This is a genomic window from Desulfocicer vacuolatum DSM 3385, assembly GCF_900176365.1.
In the GTDB taxonomy this organism is placed as follows: domain Bacteria; phylum Desulfobacterota; class Desulfobacteria; order Desulfobacterales; family Desulfobacteraceae; genus Desulfocicer; species Desulfocicer vacuolatum.
Genome location: NZ_FWXY01000012.1, coordinates 16,748 through 38,677, shown reverse-complemented (window position 1 = coordinate 38,677; position 21,930 = coordinate 16,748). Strand labels below are relative to the sequence as shown.

At 46.8% G+C, this 21,930-nt stretch carries 18 protein-coding genes and 1 tRNA gene; 7 read left to right on the top strand and 12 right to left on the bottom strand.

The window, feature by feature from the left end:
* Positions 1 to 18: 18 nt before the first annotated feature.
* The 4 genes from B9A32_RS11815 to B9A32_RS11800 are packed head-to-tail and all read right to left on the bottom strand — an operon-like array spanning position 19 to position 4,268.
* Positions 19 to 933 (bottom strand): aspartate/glutamate racemase family protein, encoded by a 915-nt coding sequence (locus B9A32_RS11815; RefSeq protein WP_084069652.1) that lies wholly within the window; start codon positions 931 to 933, stop codon positions 19 to 21.
* Entirely contained in the window at positions 930 to 2,246 is a 1,317-nt protein-coding gene (locus B9A32_RS11810) for a CapA family protein (RefSeq protein WP_170923802.1), read from the bottom strand. The genes B9A32_RS11815 and B9A32_RS11810 overlap by 4 nt, the downstream gene beginning before the upstream one ends.
* On the bottom strand, positions 2,227 to 3,417 hold the full coding sequence (gene alr / locus B9A32_RS11805) for an alanine racemase (protein WP_139795808.1): 1,191 nt from the start codon (positions 3,415 to 3,417) through the stop codon (positions 2,227 to 2,229). Before alr ends, B9A32_RS11810 begins: the two co-directional genes overlap by 20 nt.
* Positions 3,417 to 4,268 (bottom strand): aminotransferase class IV, encoded by an 852-nt coding sequence (locus B9A32_RS11800; protein ID WP_084069650.1) that lies wholly within the window; start codon positions 4,266 to 4,268, stop codon positions 3,417 to 3,419. Before B9A32_RS11800 ends, alr begins: the two co-directional genes overlap by 1 nt.
* A gap of 500 nt (positions 4,269 to 4,768) precedes the next feature.
* Between B9A32_RS11800 and B9A32_RS11795 the strand changes: the two genes are divergently transcribed.
* From B9A32_RS11795 to B9A32_RS11785, 3 genes are all read left to right on the top strand, one after another.
* Positions 4,769 to 6,172: an aminotransferase family protein gene (locus tag B9A32_RS11795; protein ID WP_084069649.1), complete on the top strand. Its 1,404-nt coding sequence runs from the start codon at positions 4,769 to 4,771 to the stop codon at positions 6,170 to 6,172.
* A gap of 391 nt (positions 6,173 to 6,563) precedes the next feature.
* Positions 6,564 to 7,274: a GntR family transcriptional regulator gene (locus tag B9A32_RS11790; protein WP_084069648.1), complete on the top strand. Its 711-nt coding sequence runs from the start codon at positions 6,564 to 6,566 to the stop codon at positions 7,272 to 7,274.
* 13 nt (positions 7,275 to 7,287) lie between these two features.
* Positions 7,288 to 8,502 carry an acetate/propionate family kinase gene (locus B9A32_RS11785; protein WP_084069647.1) on the top strand — a complete coding sequence of 405 codons (1,215 nt, stop codon included), beginning with the start codon at positions 7,288 to 7,290 and terminating at the stop codon, positions 8,500 to 8,502.
* A gap of 180 nt (positions 8,503 to 8,682) precedes the next feature.
* Here the strand turns inward: B9A32_RS11785 and B9A32_RS11780 are convergent, their stop codons facing one another.
* Together B9A32_RS11780 and ftsY are read right to left on the bottom strand one after the other, a co-directional pair.
* Positions 8,683 to 9,081 (bottom strand): YebG family protein, encoded by a 399-nt coding sequence (locus B9A32_RS11780; protein WP_084069646.1) that lies wholly within the window; start codon positions 9,079 to 9,081, stop codon positions 8,683 to 8,685.
* A 162-nt stretch (positions 9,082 to 9,243) separates the two neighbouring features.
* Positions 9,244 to 10,152, bottom strand: coding sequence for a signal recognition particle-docking protein FtsY (gene ftsY, locus B9A32_RS11775; RefSeq protein WP_139795807.1), 909 nt, complete (start codon positions 10,150 to 10,152; stop codon positions 9,244 to 9,246).
* Between the two features lie 596 nt (positions 10,153 to 10,748).
* On the opposite strand from ftsY, the gene B9A32_RS11765 reads away from it, so the two are divergent.
* From B9A32_RS11765 to B9A32_RS11750, 4 genes are all read left to right on the top strand, one after another.
* Positions 10,749 to 11,576: a transporter substrate-binding domain-containing protein gene (locus tag B9A32_RS11765; RefSeq protein WP_084069643.1), complete on the top strand. Its 828-nt coding sequence runs from the start codon at positions 10,749 to 10,751 to the stop codon at positions 11,574 to 11,576.
* A gap of 345 nt (positions 11,577 to 11,921) precedes the next feature.
* The gene (locus tag B9A32_RS11760) at positions 11,922 to 12,935 is read left to right on the top strand and encodes an amino acid ABC transporter permease (RefSeq protein WP_084069642.1); all 1,014 of its coding nucleotides are present in this window, start codon (positions 11,922 to 11,924) and stop codon (positions 12,933 to 12,935) included.
* Positions 12,932 to 13,663, top strand: coding sequence for an amino acid ABC transporter ATP-binding protein (locus B9A32_RS11755; RefSeq protein ID WP_084069641.1), 732 nt, complete (start codon positions 12,932 to 12,934; stop codon positions 13,661 to 13,663). Before B9A32_RS11760 ends, B9A32_RS11755 begins: the two co-directional genes overlap by 4 nt.
* A gap of 72 nt (positions 13,664 to 13,735) precedes the next feature.
* Positions 13,736 to 15,835 (top strand): 6-phosphofructokinase, encoded by a 2,100-nt coding sequence (locus B9A32_RS11750; RefSeq protein ID WP_084069640.1) that lies wholly within the window; start codon positions 13,736 to 13,738, stop codon positions 15,833 to 15,835.
* A gap of 108 nt (positions 15,836 to 15,943) precedes the next feature.
* On the opposite strand, the gene ahbD is transcribed toward B9A32_RS11750, so the two are convergent.
* From ahbD to secG, 6 genes are all read right to left on the bottom strand, one after another.
* Positions 15,944 to 17,059, bottom strand: a complete 1,116-nt coding sequence (gene ahbD, locus B9A32_RS11745) for a heme b synthase (RefSeq protein WP_084069639.1) — start codon at positions 17,057 to 17,059, stop codon at positions 15,944 to 15,946.
* 389 nt (positions 17,060 to 17,448) lie between these two features.
* On the bottom strand, positions 17,449 to 18,423 hold the full coding sequence (gene hemB, locus B9A32_RS11740) for a porphobilinogen synthase (RefSeq protein ID WP_084069638.1): 975 nt from the start codon (positions 18,421 to 18,423) through the stop codon (positions 17,449 to 17,451).
* Between the two features lie 2 nt (positions 18,424 to 18,425).
* Positions 18,426 to 19,634: a 12,18-didecarboxysiroheme deacetylase gene (ahbC, locus tag B9A32_RS11735; RefSeq protein ID WP_084069637.1), complete on the bottom strand. Its 1,209-nt coding sequence runs from the start codon at positions 19,632 to 19,634 to the stop codon at positions 18,426 to 18,428.
* The gene (locus B9A32_RS11730; RefSeq protein WP_084069636.1) at positions 19,631 to 21,376 is read right to left on the bottom strand and encodes an AAA family ATPase; all 1,746 of its coding nucleotides are present in this window, start codon (positions 21,374 to 21,376) and stop codon (positions 19,631 to 19,633) included. Before B9A32_RS11730 ends, ahbC begins: the two co-directional genes overlap by 4 nt.
* A gap of 152 nt (positions 21,377 to 21,528) precedes the next feature.
* Positions 21,529 to 21,613, bottom strand: a tRNA-Leu gene (locus B9A32_RS11725).
* A gap of 9 nt (positions 21,614 to 21,622) precedes the next feature.
* Positions 21,623 to 21,928: a preprotein translocase subunit SecG gene (secG, locus tag B9A32_RS11720; protein WP_084069635.1), complete on the bottom strand. Its 306-nt coding sequence runs from the start codon at positions 21,926 to 21,928 to the stop codon at positions 21,623 to 21,625.
* Between the last annotated feature and the right edge of the window lie 2 nt (positions 21,929 to 21,930).

Sequence of the window (21,930 nt, the reverse complement as noted above, 5' to 3'; positions counted from 1 at the left end):
TGTTAATCTCCATTTTTTTTATATTATGTCAAACAATTCCGGGTTCAGCTCATATCTGCCCAGGGCATCCACTGTTTCCGGGGAAATATCTTTTAACATGCGACTGTAAGCATCAATGCGACTCGTTTCCCAGGGAATCCGCGATACAATGTGCATGGAAATGTCCGGATGATTCGTCACAGGGGCTCCATGGGCCAGGGCCCGATGGGCCATGGCTTTGTTGGGATTGAGGATAACCACATCATCGGTGATATACTTTTTAACGGCTGCCACGAAAAGATCCCGGCAATACCCGAAATGGGTGCAGCAAAGGGCCGCAAACACTCGGCCTTGGATGGTTTCCATCTTGGCTGCAGCCTGCTTGACATTGTCGTCAATCATTTCCGGAACAATATCGCTGTAGGGGTTCCTTTCAATTTTTCCAGCCAGATTTATGCAACCTTGGTTGATGATGCGATTTTTTTTAATACCCATTTTTTTAAGCCGAATTTCGTGGGACCGGGCCGAGGTGGTGGTGGGGGTGCCAAAAATGATCACCCGGCTGTCCGGGGTGTTGACAAGCTCTTGGTGGATCATGGCAGCCCCGTCATCCACAATGCCGGTGACTTCAATATGGGTTTCTGTGCTGAAACGGGTCAGGGGATAAATCACCGAAAGGGTGTTACAGGCAATAAAGATCCGGTCCGGTTCATGGACTGCCATGGCCGTCATGGCATTGTGAAATACCCGGGCCTTGGTATCCATGTCCGGTAAATGATTATACCCGCGGTCCACCTCCGGCCATGCATTGAAATAGACAAGATTGACCCGCTGCCAGGGAGAACCGGCCTTGAGCCGGTTGGCAATTTCCGTGAACACCGACAATCCCCCCAATCCTGAGTCTGTGACCAAAATGGTGTGTGCCCGCTTCTTTATCTCCTGTGTCCGACTCATTGTTTTTTTTCCTGAATGTTATCCACGGCTTTTTTTGCATCGTCCAGGGTCCGGGTGAGCCATTGGTGGGTAAGGTCCCTTGCCCATTGGGGGGAATGATCTATGGTTCCGTCTATCATGCGGGTCAAGGCATCCTTCCAGTGGTGGAAATGCTGTAGGGTGGTTAAGCGATTTCTGAACATGGCCGCACCTTTTTCCGGTTCTTCCTCCATGCGGTTCATGAGCATTTCAATTTCTTTGACAAATCCCTTTGTGCCGTAGTGGTGGAGAAAACCGTGCCAGGCATCTTCAATGCCCTTTTGGGTGTCAAGGGGCATTGATATTTCCTTTAATTCGGAAAAAAATCTTTCCCGCACAGCGCCATTTAATAATGATATTCCCTTTGTATGGATTTCATAGGGAATCAATTCCAGGGCCGGTGGCTGATTTTTCTGTAAAATTGCTTTTACCATGTAGCCCTGTTTCCGGTGTATCAAAGGGGTGTCCTGGAAAAACACAAAATTGCCCAGGCTGTAGCAGATGGGAACCCCATTGTGTACACAAATCCCCTGGGGTACGTGGGGGTGATGCCCGATGACCATGTCGGCTCCGGCATCGGCCATGCGCTGGAACGCCCGGGTCACATAGGGCGGTGGAAAAGGGATATATTCAATGCCGCAATGGCTGATGGCAATGATAAAATCAACCTTGCCTTTTAATTCTTTTATGGTTTTCTCCACACCGTCCAGATCCCAGCCCATGACACCGGGTTTTTGCTCTTCAGCCCCTTTCAGATCTTCTCCTTCACTGAAATTGACAAGGCCGATGACGAGATCATTCACCTTCATAATGAGCGGTCTCCGGGCATCCTCAAGGGTGTTTCCGGCCCCCAGATGTTTGATATTGTTTTCATCCAGGGTGTCCAGTGTGTCCTGGAAAGCCTCCCGGTCAAAGTCAAACATATGATTGTTGGCCAGGGTCACCACATCAAAGGGAACGCTTGTGAGTCCTTTTACATGGCATTTTTCGCCCTTGAATACAGCCCCGCTTTTCCATATGGGCAGCCCATAATCACTTAAGGGGGCTTCCAGGTTCACAATGGAAAGATCAGATGCTGTGAGCAGGGGATAGACATCGCCATAAATAGATACCGGATTATTTGCAACAATGGGAGCAAAATGCCGAATGGGAGCCCAGTCACCGGCAATCATTACTTGTGAGGTGGGGGCGGCTGGATTAAAATCTGAATTTTTACTGGAATGGGGCAGGGTGATTGTCCCTGTTTCCCAATTTATAAAGGGAAGCGCTGTCAACTTATCTATTCTCCTTTCCATGGATGTATCTGATGGGTATTCTCCGGTTGAGGGATGCCACCACTTCATAATTAATGGTGTTGCACAGCCGGGCAATGTCATCGGCACTGACCCTGACATTTCCCTGATGGCCAAGGACGGTGACTTTCTCGCCCACCTGTACATTGGGAACTGTCCCCACATCAATCATTGTGAAATCCATGCACACCCGGCCCACCACCGGAACTTTTATGCCTTTTACAATCATTTGTCCCCTGGAGGAGAGCAGACGGTTATAGCCATCTGCATACCCAATGGGAACAGTGGCAATAATTGTTTCTTCGGGGGTGACGTGTGTACTGCCATAGCTGATTTTAAAATTGCGGGGTACTTTTTTTAGATGAATGATGGTGGATGTGATGGACATCACCGGCTTTAATTGTGCCATACCATGATCCACTTCATCAGAAGGCCAGAGCCCATAAAGGGCAATGCCGGCCCGGACCATATTATAGTGGGCACCGGGAAGCTCAAGGATGGCGGCGCTGTTGGCAGAATGGCGAAGGGGTGGACAAATGTTTCGGATTTCAAGACGTTCTATGAGGTTTGAGAAAAGATCTATCTGGCCCATGGTGTGTGTCTTGTCTCGGCTGTCAGCATTGGCAAAATGGGTGTAAATACCCTCCAGATCCAGGCACTGCAGCCGGGAAATGGACGCAATTTCTTCCTCGGCCGGGCCTTGGCCGTTCACAAGGGGTTTTACGGAAAGAGCCGAGGGCAAAATCCCCAGACGTCCCATGCCTGTGTCCACCTTGATGTGAACCTTGATGGTTCCGCCGCACTTGACAGCCTCCCGGGAGATCATTTGGGCAAAATCCAGTGAGGCCACAGTGGCCCTTATATTATTTTGGATCATATAGGGCACCTGGGAGGGCAGGGCATTCCCAAAGAGCAGGATGGGGGCATCAATTGCAGCGTTTCTTAACTCCACAGCTTCGGAAATTCTGGAGACGCAAAGAAATGAAACGCCTTGGTCAAGGATGGCTCTGGCAACCGCCACGGCACCGTGCCCATAGGCATCGGCCTTTATCACCGCCATGATTCTTGTGGACCCGGGCGTTTTTTTTCGAAGTTCTCTAAGGTTGTGGCTCAGTGCCGAAAGATCTACATTCATGGCTGTCTGGGGCAAAAATGCGGTGTTACGAGGAGACATCAGGACGCCTTTCTCTGTTGTCCATAGGCTGTGGTGTAATCTCTAAAAAGAGCCATGACCTGTCGGGTCTTTTTGCCGGGTTTTCCATCTGCCACAACCATGTCATTTATTTTTATCACAGGAACAATCTCTTTGTTGGAAGCAGTGATGAAAATTTCATCCATCTCTTTAAGTTCTGCCATGTCAATGTGACGCATTTCCAGGGTGAACTTCTCTTTGATCAATTCCAGGACAACACTGCGGGTGATGCCGGGTAACATGGCATCGGGGGGGGTGATGACGGTATTGCCTTTAAAAGCAAATAAATTGGTGGTGGTGCCCTCCAGAACCCGGTTTTCACGGTCCACATAAATGGCTTCAATGGCTCCCTTTTTATGGGCTTCCTGCTGGGCAAATACAGCAGAAAGATAGTTGGTGCTCTTGGATTCGGGAATGAAGCGTTCCATTTCCACGGTGATGACAGCGGCTCCGTCCGTGTACCACCATTCCGGAAGTACATATTTGGGCGTGACCATGACCATGAGTTTGCCATTTCCCCGGGGGGTTACACCGTCGGGGCTGATACCGCCGGTGTAGACAATGCGGATATTGGACTCATCATGGTGGGGGTTTTTTCCAATGGCCCGGTGGACAATGTCACAGATTTCAGCGTTGGTATGCCGGAGGGTTAATCCGATTTTTTTGGCAGAGTTCTCAAGGCGGGCCACATGAGCCTCCAGATAAAAGGGACGTTTGTTGTAGGTGATCAGAAAATCAAATACGCCAAACCCCCTGAGTACGGTGATGTCTTTGGCTGACAGGGTTGCCTTGTCTTCTTCAATGAATTGTCCGTCAATGTAATAGATATCCATGTGTCTTGTTGTCTCCTTATTTTAAACTGTTTGTGTCAAAGAGTCTGCTTGGTTTTTATCTGTTTTCCGGGTTGGCCGTTCCATACATAGAACCGTGGGGCATGGAAAACCTGCCTTGAATATGAATAAAAACCATGGGCATCCCGGTATTCTTATTTGACAATGACTTTATTGTCGGGACCGGGCATCTTTTCTTGTCACTGGGTGGCTTTTATCAAAATAAGATCTGTTTGGCTGCCTTTTTATTTTAATGGATGATATTTATTATAATCGTATACCATATCGGTTTTATTTTGACCAATAATATTTTTTATGTCTAAATGCAAGAATTTTCTTGACATGAATCTGATGTCTGATATTTTAGACATCAGATCGTTTTAAATTATTAAAACGAATTGATTTTATGCATGCTCAATTGAATTGATAACCTGGGGTGATTCCCTGGGAATTACGGTTAAAAGGCCATATTATAAAATTTTTAAGATTAAGGAGTGAGTGGCATGGGAACAACAACAGACTGGCTTGAATATGACGTGGAAGAGATGGTAAAAGGCGATAAAGAAAGTCTTTGGCATCACCTGAAACCCCATAAATGTTTTGAACAGCAAGAGCAGATGATCATTGTTGAAGGTAAGGGGTTACGCGTGACTGATATCCGGGGCAAAGAGTACCTGGATGCCACTTCCGGTGGTGTGTGGAGTGTTATGGTGGGGTATGGCCGTGATTCCATTGCAGAGGCCGTTTGTGCCCAGTTGAAAAAAATGCCTTATTTTGCCGGTGTGTTCGGCAATGTTCCTTCCATCAAGTTTGCGAACAAGCTTCTTGAAAAACTTCCCCGTCTTCAAAAGGTTTACTTTTCCAATTCCGGTTCAGAGGCCAATGAAAAGGCCTTTAAAATTGTGCGTCAGGCATCAAAAATTGATCCTGCCCGTAAGGGAAAAGAGAAAATTCTTTACCGGGATCGTGACTATCACGGCACCACCATTGCCGCTTTGAGCGCCACAGGACAGTTTGAACGTAAAAATGACTTTGGGCCCTTTGTTCCCGGATTTGTTGAAGTGCCCCAGTGTCTTTGCTATCGATGTAACTATAACAAGACCTATCCTGAATGTAACATGGAATGTGCCCACGCCGTTGAAGATGTGATCCTCAAGGAAGGACCTGAAACCGTGGGCGCACTCATTGTGGAGCCCATCACCGCAGGTGGCGGTATTCTTCCTCCGGTGAAAGAGTATTATCCCATTGTTCAGGATATCTGTAAAAAATACGGTGTGTGGCTCATCATGGATGAAGTTGTGTGTGGATTCGGTCGTACCGGTGAATTCTGGGGACACTCCCACTATGATGTGGACCCGGACATGGTCACCATGGCCAAGGGCCTTGCCTCTTCCTATGAAGCATTGTCCGCCACTGTTGTAAAACAGGAAATTTATGATATTTTCCTCAATGATCCTGCCAATGCCGAGACCCGGATGAACTACTTCCGTGACATCAGTACTTATGGTGGATGTACCTCTGCCATGACTGCTGCCCTGGAAAGCACCCGGATCATTGAAGATGAAAATCTGGTGGAAAACAGTAAAGAGGTCGGTGTTTACCTCCTTGAACAGCTCAAAACCCTGAAAGATCTTCCCGTGGTGGGTGATGTTCGCGGTGTGGGCCTTTTTTGCGGCATTGAGTTTGTAAAAGATCAGGAAAGCAACACCCCCATCACAGAGGGTGAAATGGGCGCATTAATGGGTAATGTCATGGGCCAGGGCGTTATTGTGGGTCGAACCAATTCCAGCCTTCCCGGCATGAACACCATTATGAACTTTGCCCCCTGCCTGACCATCACCAAAGAAGAGGTGGATGAGATTGTTGCTGCAGTAAGAGCTGCCATCAAAAAAACATTCTCCTGCTAATACATGCAAGATTTAAGGGGATTTGCATGCGTTAAATTCCCTTAAACATAAGATTCTCCAAGAGCCTGTGGCTTTTTAACAGGCTCTTGTCATTTCTCCAAAAGGGTGACTCTTTTCAAATCCCCCCTTGACGGCAGCCATACAGTCAGTTACCTTCTACGGCAAAAATTGCAATAATCCCTTGGCGGACGCAGAATCATGGATTTTCATAAGTGTTGAAAAATCAATGTTGGTATTTGAATTTAACTGCCGCATCTTTTTTCATATAAACTGCCACAGTCAGATTTTATTCTGACCCGGTTCTGCCTTCTGCCCACAACAAAGATAGAAATTCTCTACAGTTTTACGAAAGAGTTTTTTATAAAAAAAAGAAAACATTAGGTATGTAAAAATGAGTCAGAAATTGAAAGTTTTATCTTTAAGTGAGCAGGTCTATCAATATTTGCGGGAACAGATGAACCGCGGTGTGTTTTTACCTGGCTCCACAATCAATATCGGTAAAATTGCCGAACAGCTGGGCATCAGTAAGACACCGTTGCGGGATGCCTTGATTCTTCTGGAGCTGGAAGGATTTGTAACCATATTACCCCGTCGGGGGGTCAGGGTGAACGGATTGACCCTGACAGATGTTAAAAATGCCTACGAGCTGGTGGGAGCACTGGAAGCATCCATTGTTAAGAATTGTTTTGATATGATCACTCCGGCCCACATAGAAAAAATGGAAGCACTCAATGAAAAGATGCTCCGGGAAATTGAAGAGAACAATTTTGAATGTTTTTTTCAATCCAACCTTGAATTTCATAATGTTTATGTGGGACTGTCCGACAACGCGCTCATCAAAAAAACCATTCTTCCGGTGAAACAGCATCTATACGATTTTCCCACCAAAATTTATATTCGTGAATGGGAACGGCGAAATTGCCGGGAACACGTTGATTTTATCAATTGTCTTAAAAACGGTGACCCTGAAGGGGCGGCTTCTGTGCTTGTGGATGTGCACTGGTCCTATGCAGCCCAGGAAGACTATATTGTAAAATTCCATGCCATGAAAACCAGGGACATTGTTAATCAAAAAGCCAGTCGAAATAATCAACATAGATAAATAGGAAAATATAATGATTGTACTTGTGATCAATGCCGGAAGCTCCTCCTTGAAATATCAACTCCTTAACATGCAGGAAAATAAGGTCATGGCCGGTGGGGTCGTGGAGAGAATCGGGGATACGCTGGGGGTGGTTACCCATAAAAAACTCACCGGTGCGGCCCCGGAAAAATTTGTTCGGGAAGAAAAAATAGCCGATCATCGAGATGCCATGCACCTGGTGGCTGATTTAATCATTGATGAACATGCCGGTGTGATCAAAAACAAGGATGAGATCAATGCCATCGGCCACCGGGTGGTTCAGGGTGGAGAGGATTTCCGTGCCGCCACTGTCATTGATGCAGATATCAAAAAAAGCATTGAGAAAAATAATCCCCTGGCACCGCTGCACAATCCCCCAAATCTTATGGGTATTGACGTTGCCGAGGCTTTGTTCCCCGGGATTATCAATATTGCTGTGTTTGACACAGAGTTTCATCAAACCATGCCGGCCAAGGCATTTCTCTACGCCTTACCCTATGAATTCTATGAGAAAATGCGGGTCCGTCGCTATGGATTCCATGGCACTTCCCATAAGTATGTGGCCCGGGCCGCTGCCGTCCACATGGATAAGCCCGTTGATGAGCTGAACCTCATCACGGTTCACCTGGGCAACGGCTGCTCCATTTCTGCTGTGGAAAAAGGCCGGTGCATAGATACCTCCATGGGGATGACCCCCCTTGCCGGTGTGATGATGGGAACCCGCACCGGTGACATCGATCCTGCCATCCAGCGTTATGTCATGGAAAACACCGGCATGGGCGTTGATGAAATGGATACGCTGTTTAACAAAAAAAGTGGTCTCAAGGGTATTTGCGGCATGAACGACATGCGGGATATCCATGATGCCGGAGAAAACGGAAATCAGCGTGCAAAGCTTGCCGTTGACATGTTTACCTACCAGGTAAAAAAGTACATCGGTGCCTACATGGCTGCCCTTGGCCGGGTGGACGGTATTATTTTCACTGCCGGAATCGGTGAAAATGATGACATTGTCAGGGCCGGGGTATGTGCCGATCTGTCCGGGCTTGGCATGGAACTGGATCTGGAAAAGAACCGGGGCAGGATTTCAGAACCCAAGGCATTGCACACGCCGGAAAGCCGGGTTCAGATCTGGGTAATTCCCACCAATGAAGAACTTCAGATTGCCCAGGAGGTTGTTGATATTCTCCAGGCGCAGAAGAAATAATATTGGGCTTGGTCATAACATGGGCCATTTTGTAGTAAAATTTTAGAGGTAAAAATTAATAGCTGTAATTACAGCACTTTGAAGTTAGTAAAATTTTATTTCACGTATAGTGGCCCAGCTTATGATCACCCCATAATAAATGGATACCCCCCGGCCGTTGGCTGGGGGTATTTTGTTTTGTCAGGCGCTTTTTTTCTGTTTACCTGTCTTTGTTGTCTTCTTTTTTCCCCCGGTGTCCTCATCGGTTTTTACCGATTCATTGCTCTTTTTTGTCTCTTTTTTCCCTGTCTTTTTCACGGTTGGGGCGGTTTCTACCTTTTTTGTGTCACCGGTTTTAGCCGGTTGGGGGTATTTTCCTCCCTTCAGAAGCTGGAGCAGTACAGTTTTGTTTTTTGCCAGACACAGGGAGAGATCGTCAATTTGCTCTTCGGAAAGATCCATGTTTTCGGTTTTGAGAAATTGATAAAGGTTCTCTGCGATATCCAGCATTTTATCGTGGGCATCGGCCTCTTTTTTTGTGGCAAATGTCATTTTTTCGTCTCCATCTCTGACAACGACATATTTAACGATGACAGCCATTTCTTACTCCTTTAAGTCTATTTTTATCAAAGAATATACCTGCCTGCTTTTTTCGTCTTGCGTGTCGGGGTGTCCATACATAGAAGCACTATGCATGGACACCCCGCCTTGAATACGAATAAGAATCCTGTGCATCCCTGTATATTCTTTTCTGCCGGCAACCTAATCAAAAAGTGCATTGACAAACAGGGTGGCATCAAAATCCTGAAGATCTTCCATACCTTCTCCCACACCAATGTATTTTAATGGCACATCCATGGTTTTTGCCACCGAGGCAACCACCCCGCCTTTGGCTGTGCCGTCAAGTTTGGTCAGGGCAAGGGCTGTGATTCCCACGGCATCATTAAATAGTTTTGCCTGGGACAGGGCGTTTTGTCCGGTGGTGGCATCCAGCACCATTAATACTTCATGGGGAGCACCGGGCAGGCGCTTGCCCACAGATCTCTTGATTTTTTTAAGCTCTTCCATGAGATTCTTTTGGGTGTGGAGCCGTCCGGCCGTGTCTATGAGCAGGGTATCAATTCCCCGGGCCATGGAAGCCTCCACCGCATCAAAGGCCACAGCTGCAGGATCTGCTCCTTCCCTGTGCTTGACCATTTTGACCTGGGCGCGATTGGCCCATATTTGCAGCTGCTCAACGGCAGCGGCCCGGAAGGTGTCGGCAGCGGCAATGAGAACCTTTTGACCCTGGCCCGTGAGTTTCACCGCCAGTTTCCCAAGGGTGGTGGTTTTGCCCGTGCCGTTTACCCCCACCACCATGATCACCCGGGGAACGGGGGAGGCGGTTTCAGTTTCTGTGGATGTGGTCTGGGGAAACAAAGATTTAAGTTCTTCCTTGAGAATGGATTTAAGCTCATCTGCCGTTTTTAGTTTTTTGGCTTTTTTGGATATTTTTTCCATGATTTCCATGGTTATATCCATACCAAGATCTGACATGACCAAAATTTCCTCCAGTTCTTCAAGGAGGTCATCATCAATTGCCCTTTCCGGGGAAAACAGATCGTTTATGTCGGTGAGAAGGATTTCCCGGGTTTTAGTAAGTCCTTTTTTCAGACTGTTAAAAATTCCCAATATTTATGTCTCCAAACAGTTTTTATTCTAAGATTATCGTATCCGGCACAGATTTTCAGGGGTACCACACCATAAATGTGCTCAAGAAGAAGTTAAAAGAGCACATGCAGTATGTTACATGGGAACCTGTGGATTATAAAAATTAAATGCACGCCATTTTCATATCATGAGTGGCGTAAAGATTCAAATCGTCGTGTCCGACGAAAAGAATAAATTTTAACATGATATACCAAAGAACAGATGCAACTTTCTGATATCAGGTTTTTCTTGACAGAAACCCCGGTTTTTAGTTTACTTTTAAAAGTTTTCCAGTGAATATCCGATCAGCATTCTAAGCTTTATCTGTTTTGGCCTGCTCACCTGACAATGGTATGCGATGCAGTCCCAAACAGGTGAATATGGGGCATTGCCCAAATATTTACATCACCAAGCCGAGTATTTACGTTTTTCAACGCTGCCAGACTGAATAAAAATATCAGTTTAAACCATTTGGGGTTAAACCCCTGAGGATTTTTTTCTGTTTTTTCTGTTTTTTTTGTCTTGTCCCCCAAGGGCACGGCTTTCATACTGAACCCCAATTTAAGGAGGAATGTTTCATGAAAAAGAGTTTATCTGTTTTAATGTCGCTGATAGTGGGAGTGGTCTTTTTTGCAGGTACCGCTTCTTTTGCAGCGGATATTGAACTGGCCCAGAAATCAACCTTGGAAAAAATTATCAAAAAAGGTGAACTCAGGGTGGGTTTTGAAGCAGGTTACATGCCCTTTGAAATGACCGACCAAAAGGGCCGTTTTGTGGGATTCGACATTGACATTACAAAGGAAATGGCCAAAGCCATGGGCGTTAAATTTGTCCCTGTTAACACAGCCTGGGACGGCATTATTCCTTCTTTGATCACAGACAAATTTGATATCATTGCTTCTGGTATGACAGTGACCCAGGAAAGAAATCTTAAAGTCAGCTTTGCCGATCCTTATATCATTGTGGGGCAGACCATTTTGTTGAATAAAAAACACGAAGGCGTGGTAAAATCCTATAAAGATCTGAATAACTCCAAGTACATTGTCACTTCCAAACTTGGAACCACCGGAGAAATGGCCGTTAAAAGAAAAATTCCAAAATGTACTTATAAATCTTTTGAAACTGAAACAGAAGCATCTTTGGAAGTCATGAACGGCAAGGCCGATGCCTTTGTCTACGATCTTCCCTTTTGTGTGGTTTTCATGGCAAACCAGGGTGAGGGCAAGGTCGTTTTTCTTGACGAACCTTTTACATTTGAACCCCTTGCCTGGGCCATCAACAAAGGGGATCCGGATTTCATGAATTTTCTTAACAATTTCCTTCGTCAATTGAAAAACGACGGAAGATATGACAAAATTTATAACAAATGGATTCGTTCCACAGATTGGATTAAAAACGTTCAGTAAAACCGGTTTAAACACTATGTGTATCCCTTGAAAAATTGGGTGCACCGGACAGGTGCACTCAATGTTAATTTTTGAAGTATGCCTATCCATGTGGTCCAGGCTTGCTTTGTCCAACATTCATTGATTTTATTTACAACGCAATTTTTAAAGTGTGTTCTGTGGCAGCCTTTTATATGAAATATTCCGAATATTTATGAATTATTTCTGTTTTTGTTGTGGGCAGAATCGGATTAGGATACAATTTGTCCATGGAAGTTATGGAGAAAAACGCAAGAAGGCAAACAATGATGCCATGCAAAGGTAACTGCTTTGAAATTTGGGTTTATAAAGGGAGTTTTGACTCATATGGAATCCACTTCCTCTTTACTTCAAAAACAACAGAAAAGATCCTACTACATGTGGGTCGTTGTGTTTTTTTTAGTTATATTCACCTGCCTTGGCAGTCTTTACTACTGTACGCTTAAAATTGATTATACCTGGCGGTGGTACCGTGTGCCCCAGTATTTTTTTTTCAATGAAGAGATAGAGGTGCGGACAGATGTGGCAGGCTCTGTTGAGGCCATTGAAGAAACAACCGATGGAACCATCATTCGGATTAACAGTGATGACGGTGACAGTGTTGACTATGCCTATCCCTCCAAAGATGTCAGACTTTATGAAGGGGATACTGTGTTTGAGGGCGATGTATTGGGCAGTTACCGTGAATGGCGCATGGGGATTTTACTCCAGGGGCTGTGGCTTACCCTCAAAGTCAGTTTTATTGCCATTATTTTTGGTATTTTTCTGGGACTGGGGGCCGGACTTGCCAGAATATCATCCAATCCGGCATTTAAATGGCTTTCCATCACCTACATAGAACTGGTGCGTGGTTCCCCGCTTCTGGTTCAGATTTTTATCTGGTATTTTGTGCTGGGAACCCTTGTCAATACCATGCTGGCCCAGTATGGTGTGTCCCAGATTCCGCCATTGTGGTTTGGTGTGGCATCCCTTGCCACTTTTACCGGTGCCTATGTGGCAGAAATTGTTCGTTCCGGTATCCAGTCCATCCATAAAGGTCAGACAGAAGCTTCCCGAAGTCTTGGCATGACCTATACCCAGAGTATGTATCATGTGATTCTTCCCCAGGCATTTATCAGAATTATTCCCCCCCTGGCGGGTCAGTTCATCAGTCTTATCAAGGATTCATCCCTGTTGGGTATCATTGCCATCCGGGAATTGACAAAGGCAACAAGGGAGGTGGTTACCACAAGTCTTCAGCCCTTTGAATTGTGGTTTGTCTGTGCCATACTCTATCTTGTATTGACCTTTGCCCTTTCCATGCTGTTACAATATCTTGAGAAAAGGATGATCCATTCATGATCAACGTTAAAAATATATCAAAAACGTTTATGGTTCCCCACCGGGTGGATGCCCTTGTGGATGTTTCTGAAAATATTGCCCGGGGAGAGGTGGTGGTGGTCATTGGGCCGTCTGGATCAGGGAAAAGTACTTTTCTGCGATGCCTGAATCGTCTGGAAACAGCAGATAAAGGTAAGATTCTCATTGATGGCGTGGATATTCTCCATCCCAAGACCGACATTAATAAAGTCCGGGCAGAAGTGGGCATGGTGTTCCAGTCCTTTAATCTGTTTCCCCATAAAACAGTGAAAAATAATGTTAATCTTGCCCAGAATGTGGTACGAAAACGCTCTTCAAAAGAAGCAGAAGAGATCACCATGGCCCTTTTGGACAAGGTGGGCATTGCCGATAAGAAAAATGTCTATCCAGATCAGCTGTCCGGCGGTCAGCAGCAGCGGGTGGCCATTGCCAGGGCCCTGGCCATGAATCCCAAGGCCATGCTCTTTGATGAACCCACATCGGCCCTGGACCCGGAGATGATCGGGGAGGTATTGGAGGTAATGAAAACCCTTGCAAAGGAAGGTATGACCATGGCGGTGGTCACCCATGAAATGGGATTTGCAAGGGAAGTGGCCGATCGTGTTATCTTCATGGATGCCGGTAAAATTGTGGAAGAAGGAACTCCGGAACACTTTTTTACCAATCCCAGCCATGACCGTACCAAACTTTTTTTAAAACAGATTTTGTAACCGGTTGAAAATGTTTAACCGGATATTTAACCCTAACACCTTATTTTTCATACAATTAAGAGATATTTTTCCATGACCCATATGAAAAAAAATGACCTTGATCTTTTTTTGAACCGGCCTGAAATTGCCCGTGTCATTGCAGATGTCAGCAAAGAAACGGAGAGCCGACGATCCTATAAGCCACGATCCTGCAAGGTATTCAACGGCCGGTCCATTGCTCTGGAACCCCAGGAGCAATATCAATTTTCCCTGAACAAAGAGGCCTTGAAAGAATTGCCGGACATCATAGACAATCATGTTCAGAAGCTGGTGCAGGGCCCAGACTCTCCAGATGATCCCCACAACACCCTGTATGGGAAAAAACGCCATATTGGAATTGTATTTTCAGGGGGACCAGCACCGGGGGGGCACAATGCCATTGCCGGTGTTTTTGATGCCGCAAAAAAAGCCAATCCCCATTCAAAGGTGTTTGGATTTATTTTGGGACCCGACGGTATCCTTGAAAATAGATATGTTGAAATCACGGCTGATCTTGTGGATACCCATCGAAATATGGGGGGCTTTACCATGATCAAAACCGGCAGAAGTAAAATTGATTCCCCTGAAAAAATGAAGCTTTCCCGGCAAGCCTGTAAAAAACTGGGACTGGATGCCCTGATCATTGTGGGGGGGGATGATTCCAACACCAATGCCGCTTTCATGGCCCAGGAGCTTAAGGCCGACGGCATTCAGGTGCTGGGAATTCCCAAAACCATTGATGGGGATATCCAGGTAACAGCGGAATCTGGAGAAACTTTGTGCGCCATTTCCTTTGGATTTCACAGCGCAGCCCGGGCCTTTTCCCAGAATATCAGTAATCTTTGCACCGATGCCGGTTCAGATCTTAAATACTGGCATGTCTGTAAAGTCATGGGGCGGGTGGCAAGCCACCTGGCCCTGGAATCGGCATTGCAGACCCATGCCAACATCACCCTTATTGGAGAAGACCTTGCCGATTATGTGGATCAGGAACGGATCAAGGCAGCGGAAAATGCAGGCACTGTGGACTACACCGCCTATGGTATTACCCTGCGACATCTGTCACGCCTTATCTGTGATGTGATCGTACGCCGGGCAGCCCATGGAAAAAATTACGGGGTGATGATTATTCCCGAAGGGGTGCTGGAGTTCATCAATGAAATTCAGATTTTTATTATCAAACTGAACACCATTATTGGTGATTACAACCATATCCATGATGTTGATTTCCATGCCGCCTTTCCCAGCCTGGATGCCAAGCTCGATTATCTCAGGCGACTGTCCCGGGGTATCAGTGACAAGGATGCGTCCCCCATCTGGAATGCCAGGGATGATGAGTTGTTCAACGATCTTCCCACTTTTTTCCAGGAAGGGCTTCTGGTGGAACGGGATACCCATGGCAATTTCCAGTTTTCCCAGGTGAAAACAGAAAAAATCATCATGGATATGGTGAAGGACTACCTGGACATTCTTAAAGAAAAAGGGACATACAAGGTGGGGATTGATCCTTTGGTTTACCGCAGGTTTATGGCAGATGCGGGTCTGGATGCCCATGTGTATGGTGAGGTGCTGTTTAAAAATTATGGTGGGACAGCACATTTGTTGGTGAAACACACCATTATTTCCATGAAGACATTGAAACTTGCCCTGGAGGATGCCGGCTTGCTCTCACCGGATGGAAAGATTCCCGGTGTTGTTGAAACAATTTATCAAAAATCAGTTCCAAACTTTAAAACCCAGAATCATTTTTACGGATATGACGGCCGGGGAAGCAATCCCACCCGGTTTGACTGTAATTATACTTATAATCTGGGGCTCACTGCCTTTGGTCTCATTGCCAACGGGGCCACCGGACAGATGGCTGTGATCCGTAATCTGGAACATGACATGTCCACCTGGGAACCCCTGGGCGTTCCCATTGCCAGGTTGATGCATCTGGAAGAGCGCAAGGGGAAGTTGGCCCTGGTCATGGAAAAGCGTGTTGTGGAGCTTGATTCAACGGCTTTTCAAGTGGTCAAGGACCTCAGGGAGGAGTGGCTTGCGGCAGGGCCGGGAGAAGATCATTATCGAAAACCGTGTCCCATTGCCTTTAGTGAGGATGGAGATGACAATCGTCCCATTACCTTAACCTTGAACGCCGTTGACCTCCCCTGATATAACTGCCATGGGCAGAGACCTTATTCTGATTTCATTAAAAAACCGAAAAATGCCCATGGGCATTTTCGGTTTTTTAATTCAAATTTGAGGATTGAGTAGCTGTTATCAGCTTTTTTTAGCTGGAGGCTGATAGGTGCAAAGGGGTTCCTCTGCAAGATAATCGCCTGTGGCTTCAAAGGCCCTGGCCCTGCATCCGCCGCACACCTTTCGATATTCGCAGATGCCGCATTTCCCGTCCAGGTTGTCAAATTCCCTTAATTTGTTAAATACTTCGGAATTTTCCCACACCTCTTTAAAGGTGTTTTTTGTGATGTCTCCACAAAGTACATCCAGAAAGCCGCAGGTTTGCACCTCACCGGTGTGGCTGATGAAACAAAACCCGGTGCCGGCAAGGCATCCCCGGGTGACGGCATCCAGTCCGTGGGACTCAAAGGTGACTTTTTTGCCCTCTTCTTTGGCCCGTTGACGGAGAATCCGGTAGTAGTGAGGAGCACAGGTGGCCTTTAACTGCAACGGGGTTTTATCCCGCTGGTCATAGAACCAGTTCAGGGTCTTTTCATACTCCCTGGCATCAATTTCCTGGTCCACGATGTACTTGCCCCGGCCCGTTGGCACCAAAAGAAAAATATGATGGGCCACGGCCCCCAGGGATTCGGCCAGGGATAAGATTTTGGGGATTTCTTTCAGATTGGTTTTGGTGATGGTGGTGTTGATCTGAAATTCCAGTCCCACGGATTTGGCATGCTCAATGCCCTGGAGTGCGCCCTTAAAAGCGCCCTTGACCCCCCTGAAATTGTCATGGCCTTCCTCGGTGGAGCCGTCAAGGCTGATGCTGATGCGTTTAATGCCGGATTCCTTCATTTTTCTGGCATTGTCTGCGGTGATCAATGTGCCGTTGGGCGCCATGACCATGCGCAACCCGATCTTTGTGCCATAGGCGGCAATGTCAAAGATATCCTCCCGGAGCAGGGGCTCTCCACCGGTGAGGATAATAATGGGCCGGCCGGTTTCCCGGATCTGGTCCATGAGTGTAAAGGCAGCTTTTGTGTTCAGCTCATTGTCGTAGGCATGGTCTTCTGCTGCTGCCCGGCAATGGATGCAGGAAAGGTTGCAGCGCCTTGTGGTCTCCCAGGCAACCAAACGAATGGCATTTTTACTGCCATTGCCTCCGGGATGCCCTCCATGGGGATGAGCCCCACCGTGGGGATGGTCTGGATTCATATGTATTCCCTCCAAGTCCTTCAGGCATTGAATTGCCTGGGCCTGTTTAATTTATTTTTTTTATTAGAAAATAAAACTTTTGGGTAACCTCGGCAGAGCCGCCCCCCGACGGGCAATAGGAAACGGACAATTGAGCTGTCTACAGTTCCGGTCCGGGCCCATTGCCCGTCGGGGGGCGGCGGTATAATACCATTTGGCTCCGCGTCTACGACCCTATATTTGTTGTGTCCGACAGGACATGCCCGCTTATATGAAATACTCCGCAGATCAGAGGTGTATTTCAAGCTTTGTTGTGGGCGGAACCGGATCAGAATACGGTCCGCCCGTGGCGGTTATATGAAATACGGATATTTATGCTTTGTTGTGAACAAATCGGGGCCAGAAGGCATTTATTTATCAAGCTCCCGGGCTGCTTCCATGGCAGCATAGGTTAAAATGGTGTCGGCTCCGGCTCGTTTAATGGAGAGAAGCGTCTCCATGATCACCTTGATGCCATCCACCCAGCCCATCATTTCAGCGGCTTTGATCATGGCATATTCACCACTGACATTGTAGGCTGCCAGGGGAAGATCAATTTCCTGTTTTAACCGTGCAAGGATATCAAGGTAGGGCAGGGCAGGTTTGACCATGATGATATCAGCCCCTTCCTCCACATCCATGGTGGCTTCACGCACCGCTTCCAGGGCATTGGCAGGGTCCATCTGATAACTTCTTCTGTCCCCGAACTGGGGGGTGGAGTCAGCAGCACTCCTAAAGGGACCGTAAAAGGAGGATGCGTATTTCACGGCATAGGACATGATGGGAATGTGGGAATACCCTTCATCATCCAGGGTTCCCCTGATTTCAGCAATGCGGCCGTCCATCATATCCGAAGGGGCCACCATGTCGGCCCCGGCTTTTACATGGGACAACGCGGTTCTGGCCAACAGATCCAGGGTGGCATCATTGTCCACAGTACCCTTGTCCACCATGCCGCAATGGCCATGGTCGGTGTATTGACATAGACACACATCCGTTAATACGGTCATGTCCGGCAGGGCATCCTTTACGGTTTTGATGGCCTTTTGAACAATGCCGTCCGCGGCATAGGCCTGGGTGCCCAGGGGATCTTTTTTGCCGGGAAGGCCAAAGAGCATCACCGCAGGAATGTTGAGGTCCGCAGCTTCCTTAACCACCTTTACCAGGTTGTCGCAGGAGAGATGAAACTGACCCGGCAGGGGCTCAATGGGTTTTTTGATTCCCTTGCCTTCAACGGCAAACAGGGGCAAAATAAAATCATCCACGGAAAGGGCCGTTTCCCGGATCATTCTTCGAAAGGATTCTTTTTCCCTTAATCTTCTGGGCCGGTATTCAGGAAACAACATGATCATCCCTCCTTATTTGTATCATTATCCGTTTTTTTGATCTCTTCATCTGTGAGGTAACAGGCAGGATCTTCATCCCAGGGATCACCCTTGATGGATTCAGCCCGGGCCCTGAAATTACCGGCACACACGGAAAGCCATCGACACTCTTTGCACCGGCCCCCCACATGGCTTTTCTTATCCTTCATTTTCATGAGAAATTCATTGGTGGTATCGGTCCAGATCTCGGAAAAGGGTCGGTCCTTGATGTTGCCAAGGCTTTTTTCCCGCCAGAATTGATCGGGGTGTACTTCTCCGTCCCAGCTGACGCATCCAAATCCTCGGCCGGAATTATTTCCCTCATTCATCTGCAACAGTTCCAGTACTTCAGCAGCCCGCTCCGGATCTTCTTCCAGCAATTTCATGTAGAGGTAGGGGCCATCGGCATGGTTGTCCACGGTGAGGATCTCTTTGGGTTTATTTCGATCATGGAGATCCCGGGTTCTTTCCATGATCAGATCCAGGGTTTCCCGGGTCTCCTGGTGATTGAGATCTTCCTTTGCAATGTCCGAGCCCCGGCCGGAATAGACCAGGTGATAAAAACAGGCCCGGGGAATTTCCAATTTTTCAAGCAGATCAAAAATGCCGGGGATTTCATGGACGTTTCGTTTGTTAATGGTAAAGCGAAGGCCCACTTTGATGCCTGCTTCCTGGCAATTTTTAATACCCTGCATGGCTTTTTTAAAAGAACCTTTAAGTCCCCTGAATTTGTCATGGGTCTCTTCCAGTCCATCCAGACTGATGCCCACATAGGATAGCCCGATCTCTTTTAAAATCTTTGCCTTTTCTGCGGTGATAAGGGTACCGTTGGTGGAAATAACAGCTCTCATACCTTTTTTAACGGCATACTCGGCATACTCGGCAAGGCGTGGATGCACCAGGGGTTCTCCACCTGAAAACAGAATCACCGGCACACCAAAGTCTGCCAGATCATCAATCATCTTAAGGCTTTGCTCGTGGTTTAATTCATTATCATAGGAGATGTCCTCGGATTGTGCATAGCAATGTACACACCTTAAATTACAGCGCCGGGTCATGTTCCACACCACCACCGGTTTTTTATCTGCAGAAAACTGAAGCAGATGGGAGGGCAGCTGACCCGAGTGACGGGAGTAACGAAGGGTATCCGAAGGTTCCACAGTGGCACAGTACAGCTTTGAAATTCCAATCATGATGATATCTCTTTTTTAATGAGGTTTTCCAGAAAGGTTTCATGTTCCAGTAATGCCTGTCTGGAAATGTAAAACCTGTTTTTTTCAGATTTCTGACAAATAAGGCTGAGTCCATCGTAAAAATCATCGTAAATTTTATCCATGATCTCTTGTGATGTGACCCCATGTATAATGAACTGTTCCATGATAAAGTCAATGGCGTCTTCTTCAAAAACCAGATTCAGTTCATGTTGTTTAAAGAAATCCAGCTCCATTTGTTTAACACTGTCGTAATGGGTCTTTATCTTTTCAACGGCTGTTCCAAGTTCGGTGATGTGTCGGCAAAAATATTCTGCAACGAGCTCACTTGTGCGGGAGGAAAGCTCCATGCCGTGGGCGCGGTTCAAATTGTCTTTATTTTTAACAACATATTTTTGTATAAACGCTTTTGTTTGTTTCAGAGCCTCATCATGGAGCAGGGCAAAGGTTTCTTCGTGGTTTCCGGAAAGCAGTTTTCCAAGGGATTTTTCCGGTGCACAAATGACCTCCGGTGTAATGGTGAAACGATGAATACCGGTGGAGGGCAGGGCTTCTTCAAATGGAATCAAAGCATCTTCAATGACACTGACAAGCCCCCTTGCACCGGTGTTCTCCTTAAATGCCAGGGCGGCAAATTCTTCCAGGGCAGCTTCAGTGAAAACCGCTTCTATGCCATAGGCGGCAAAGTCCAGTCGTTTACCCAGTATGACGGGGTTGTTGGGCATTCTCAAGATGGCAAAAAGATCCGCCTGGGTCAGGGGGTCCAGCACTGAACGCACCGGCAATCTTCCAATGAATTCAGATTCAAAACCGAATTTGAGCAGATCTTCTGTTTTAAGTTTTCCAAGGAGTTCATTGTCCGGGGTTTCCCGGGGAAGGCTGGCGCCAAAACCAATGGATTGGCGGGTGATGCGTTTTTGAACAATTTCAGACAGGCCGGAAAAAGCACCGCTGACAATGAAAAGAATATTGGCAGTGTTAACACTTTTTTTGCTTCGTTTACCGGTTTTCTGGAAGCTGTCCAGCTCCTGCATCATGGATACGGGATCGTGGGGAACCTTGAGGTTGACTTCGGTTTCCTCCATGGGTTTGAGCAACGCCCGCTGCACCCCTGCCCGGGAAACGTCTGCACCGTGAAGATTGGGGGTGGCAGCAATTTTATCAATTTCATCTATGTAAACGATGCCGTACTGGGCAAGTTCAATGTCATCATCGGCCTCTTTTACAAGATCCCGGATGAGATCTTCCACATCACCGCCCACATAACCGGTTTCAGAAAATTTGGTGGCATCTCCCTTGACAAAGGGCACGCCGATTTTTTTGGCAATGAGTTTTACAAGATAGGTCTTGCCCACCCCGGTGGGGCCCAGCATAAGAATATTTGCCTTGATATTTCCAGTGATGCTGCCACTGGAGTCGGGGTGTTCATTGAGGTGACGGATTCGGTTGAAGTGGGTGCATATTTTGGTGGCAAGGATGGATTTGGCCTGTTTTTGGCGCACCACATATTGATCCAGGTAAGAGATCAATTCCCATGGGGTGAGGTTGAAGCCAAGCACCTTTTTTGTATTAAATTTACCGGCACCGGCAGCGGTTTTGTCTTCCTGGGGAAGCATGGACGGAGAAAGTACTTTGACTTTTCCACCGAATTTTTTGTTTAAAAATTCACCAAGCTCTTTTTCTATTTTTTGGGGATCGGGTGTGTTTTCATATATTGAAGTCATAATTGAGTAATTATAATCATAAAAAGGTATAAATCAAGGTGAAAATCAGTATATGGCTACTGTGGGCGGCGGAATACTCCGGCCATGTTTTTTTAAAGGTGAATCAAATAAAAAAAGCCGCATACAATCAATGTATGCGGCTTTTTAATATATGGTGCCGAAGGGGAGACTTGAACTCCCACGGGTCGCCCCACACGCCCCTCAAGCGTGCGTGTCTACCTATTCCACCACTTCGGCATAATCCCTTTAATTACTGTCTGTCTGAGCAGGTGCTTCTGTCTGTGCGGGTGCTGATACATTTGACATGATTGTTTTATCTGCCCGATGACCCGCTGTGTAGGCAAGTGTCAAGGATGTCAGCATAAAAATTACAGCAACTGCAGTGGTTATTTTTCCCAAGATGGTTGCCGGCCCGGAACTTCCAAACAGTGTCTGACTGGAACCGCCCCCAAAGGATGCCCCCATATCTGCACCTTTACCGGTTTGTAAAAGAACAATGAGAACCAAAAGAACGCTGGCAATTACATGGATTGAGAGAATTACAGTTGTCATAT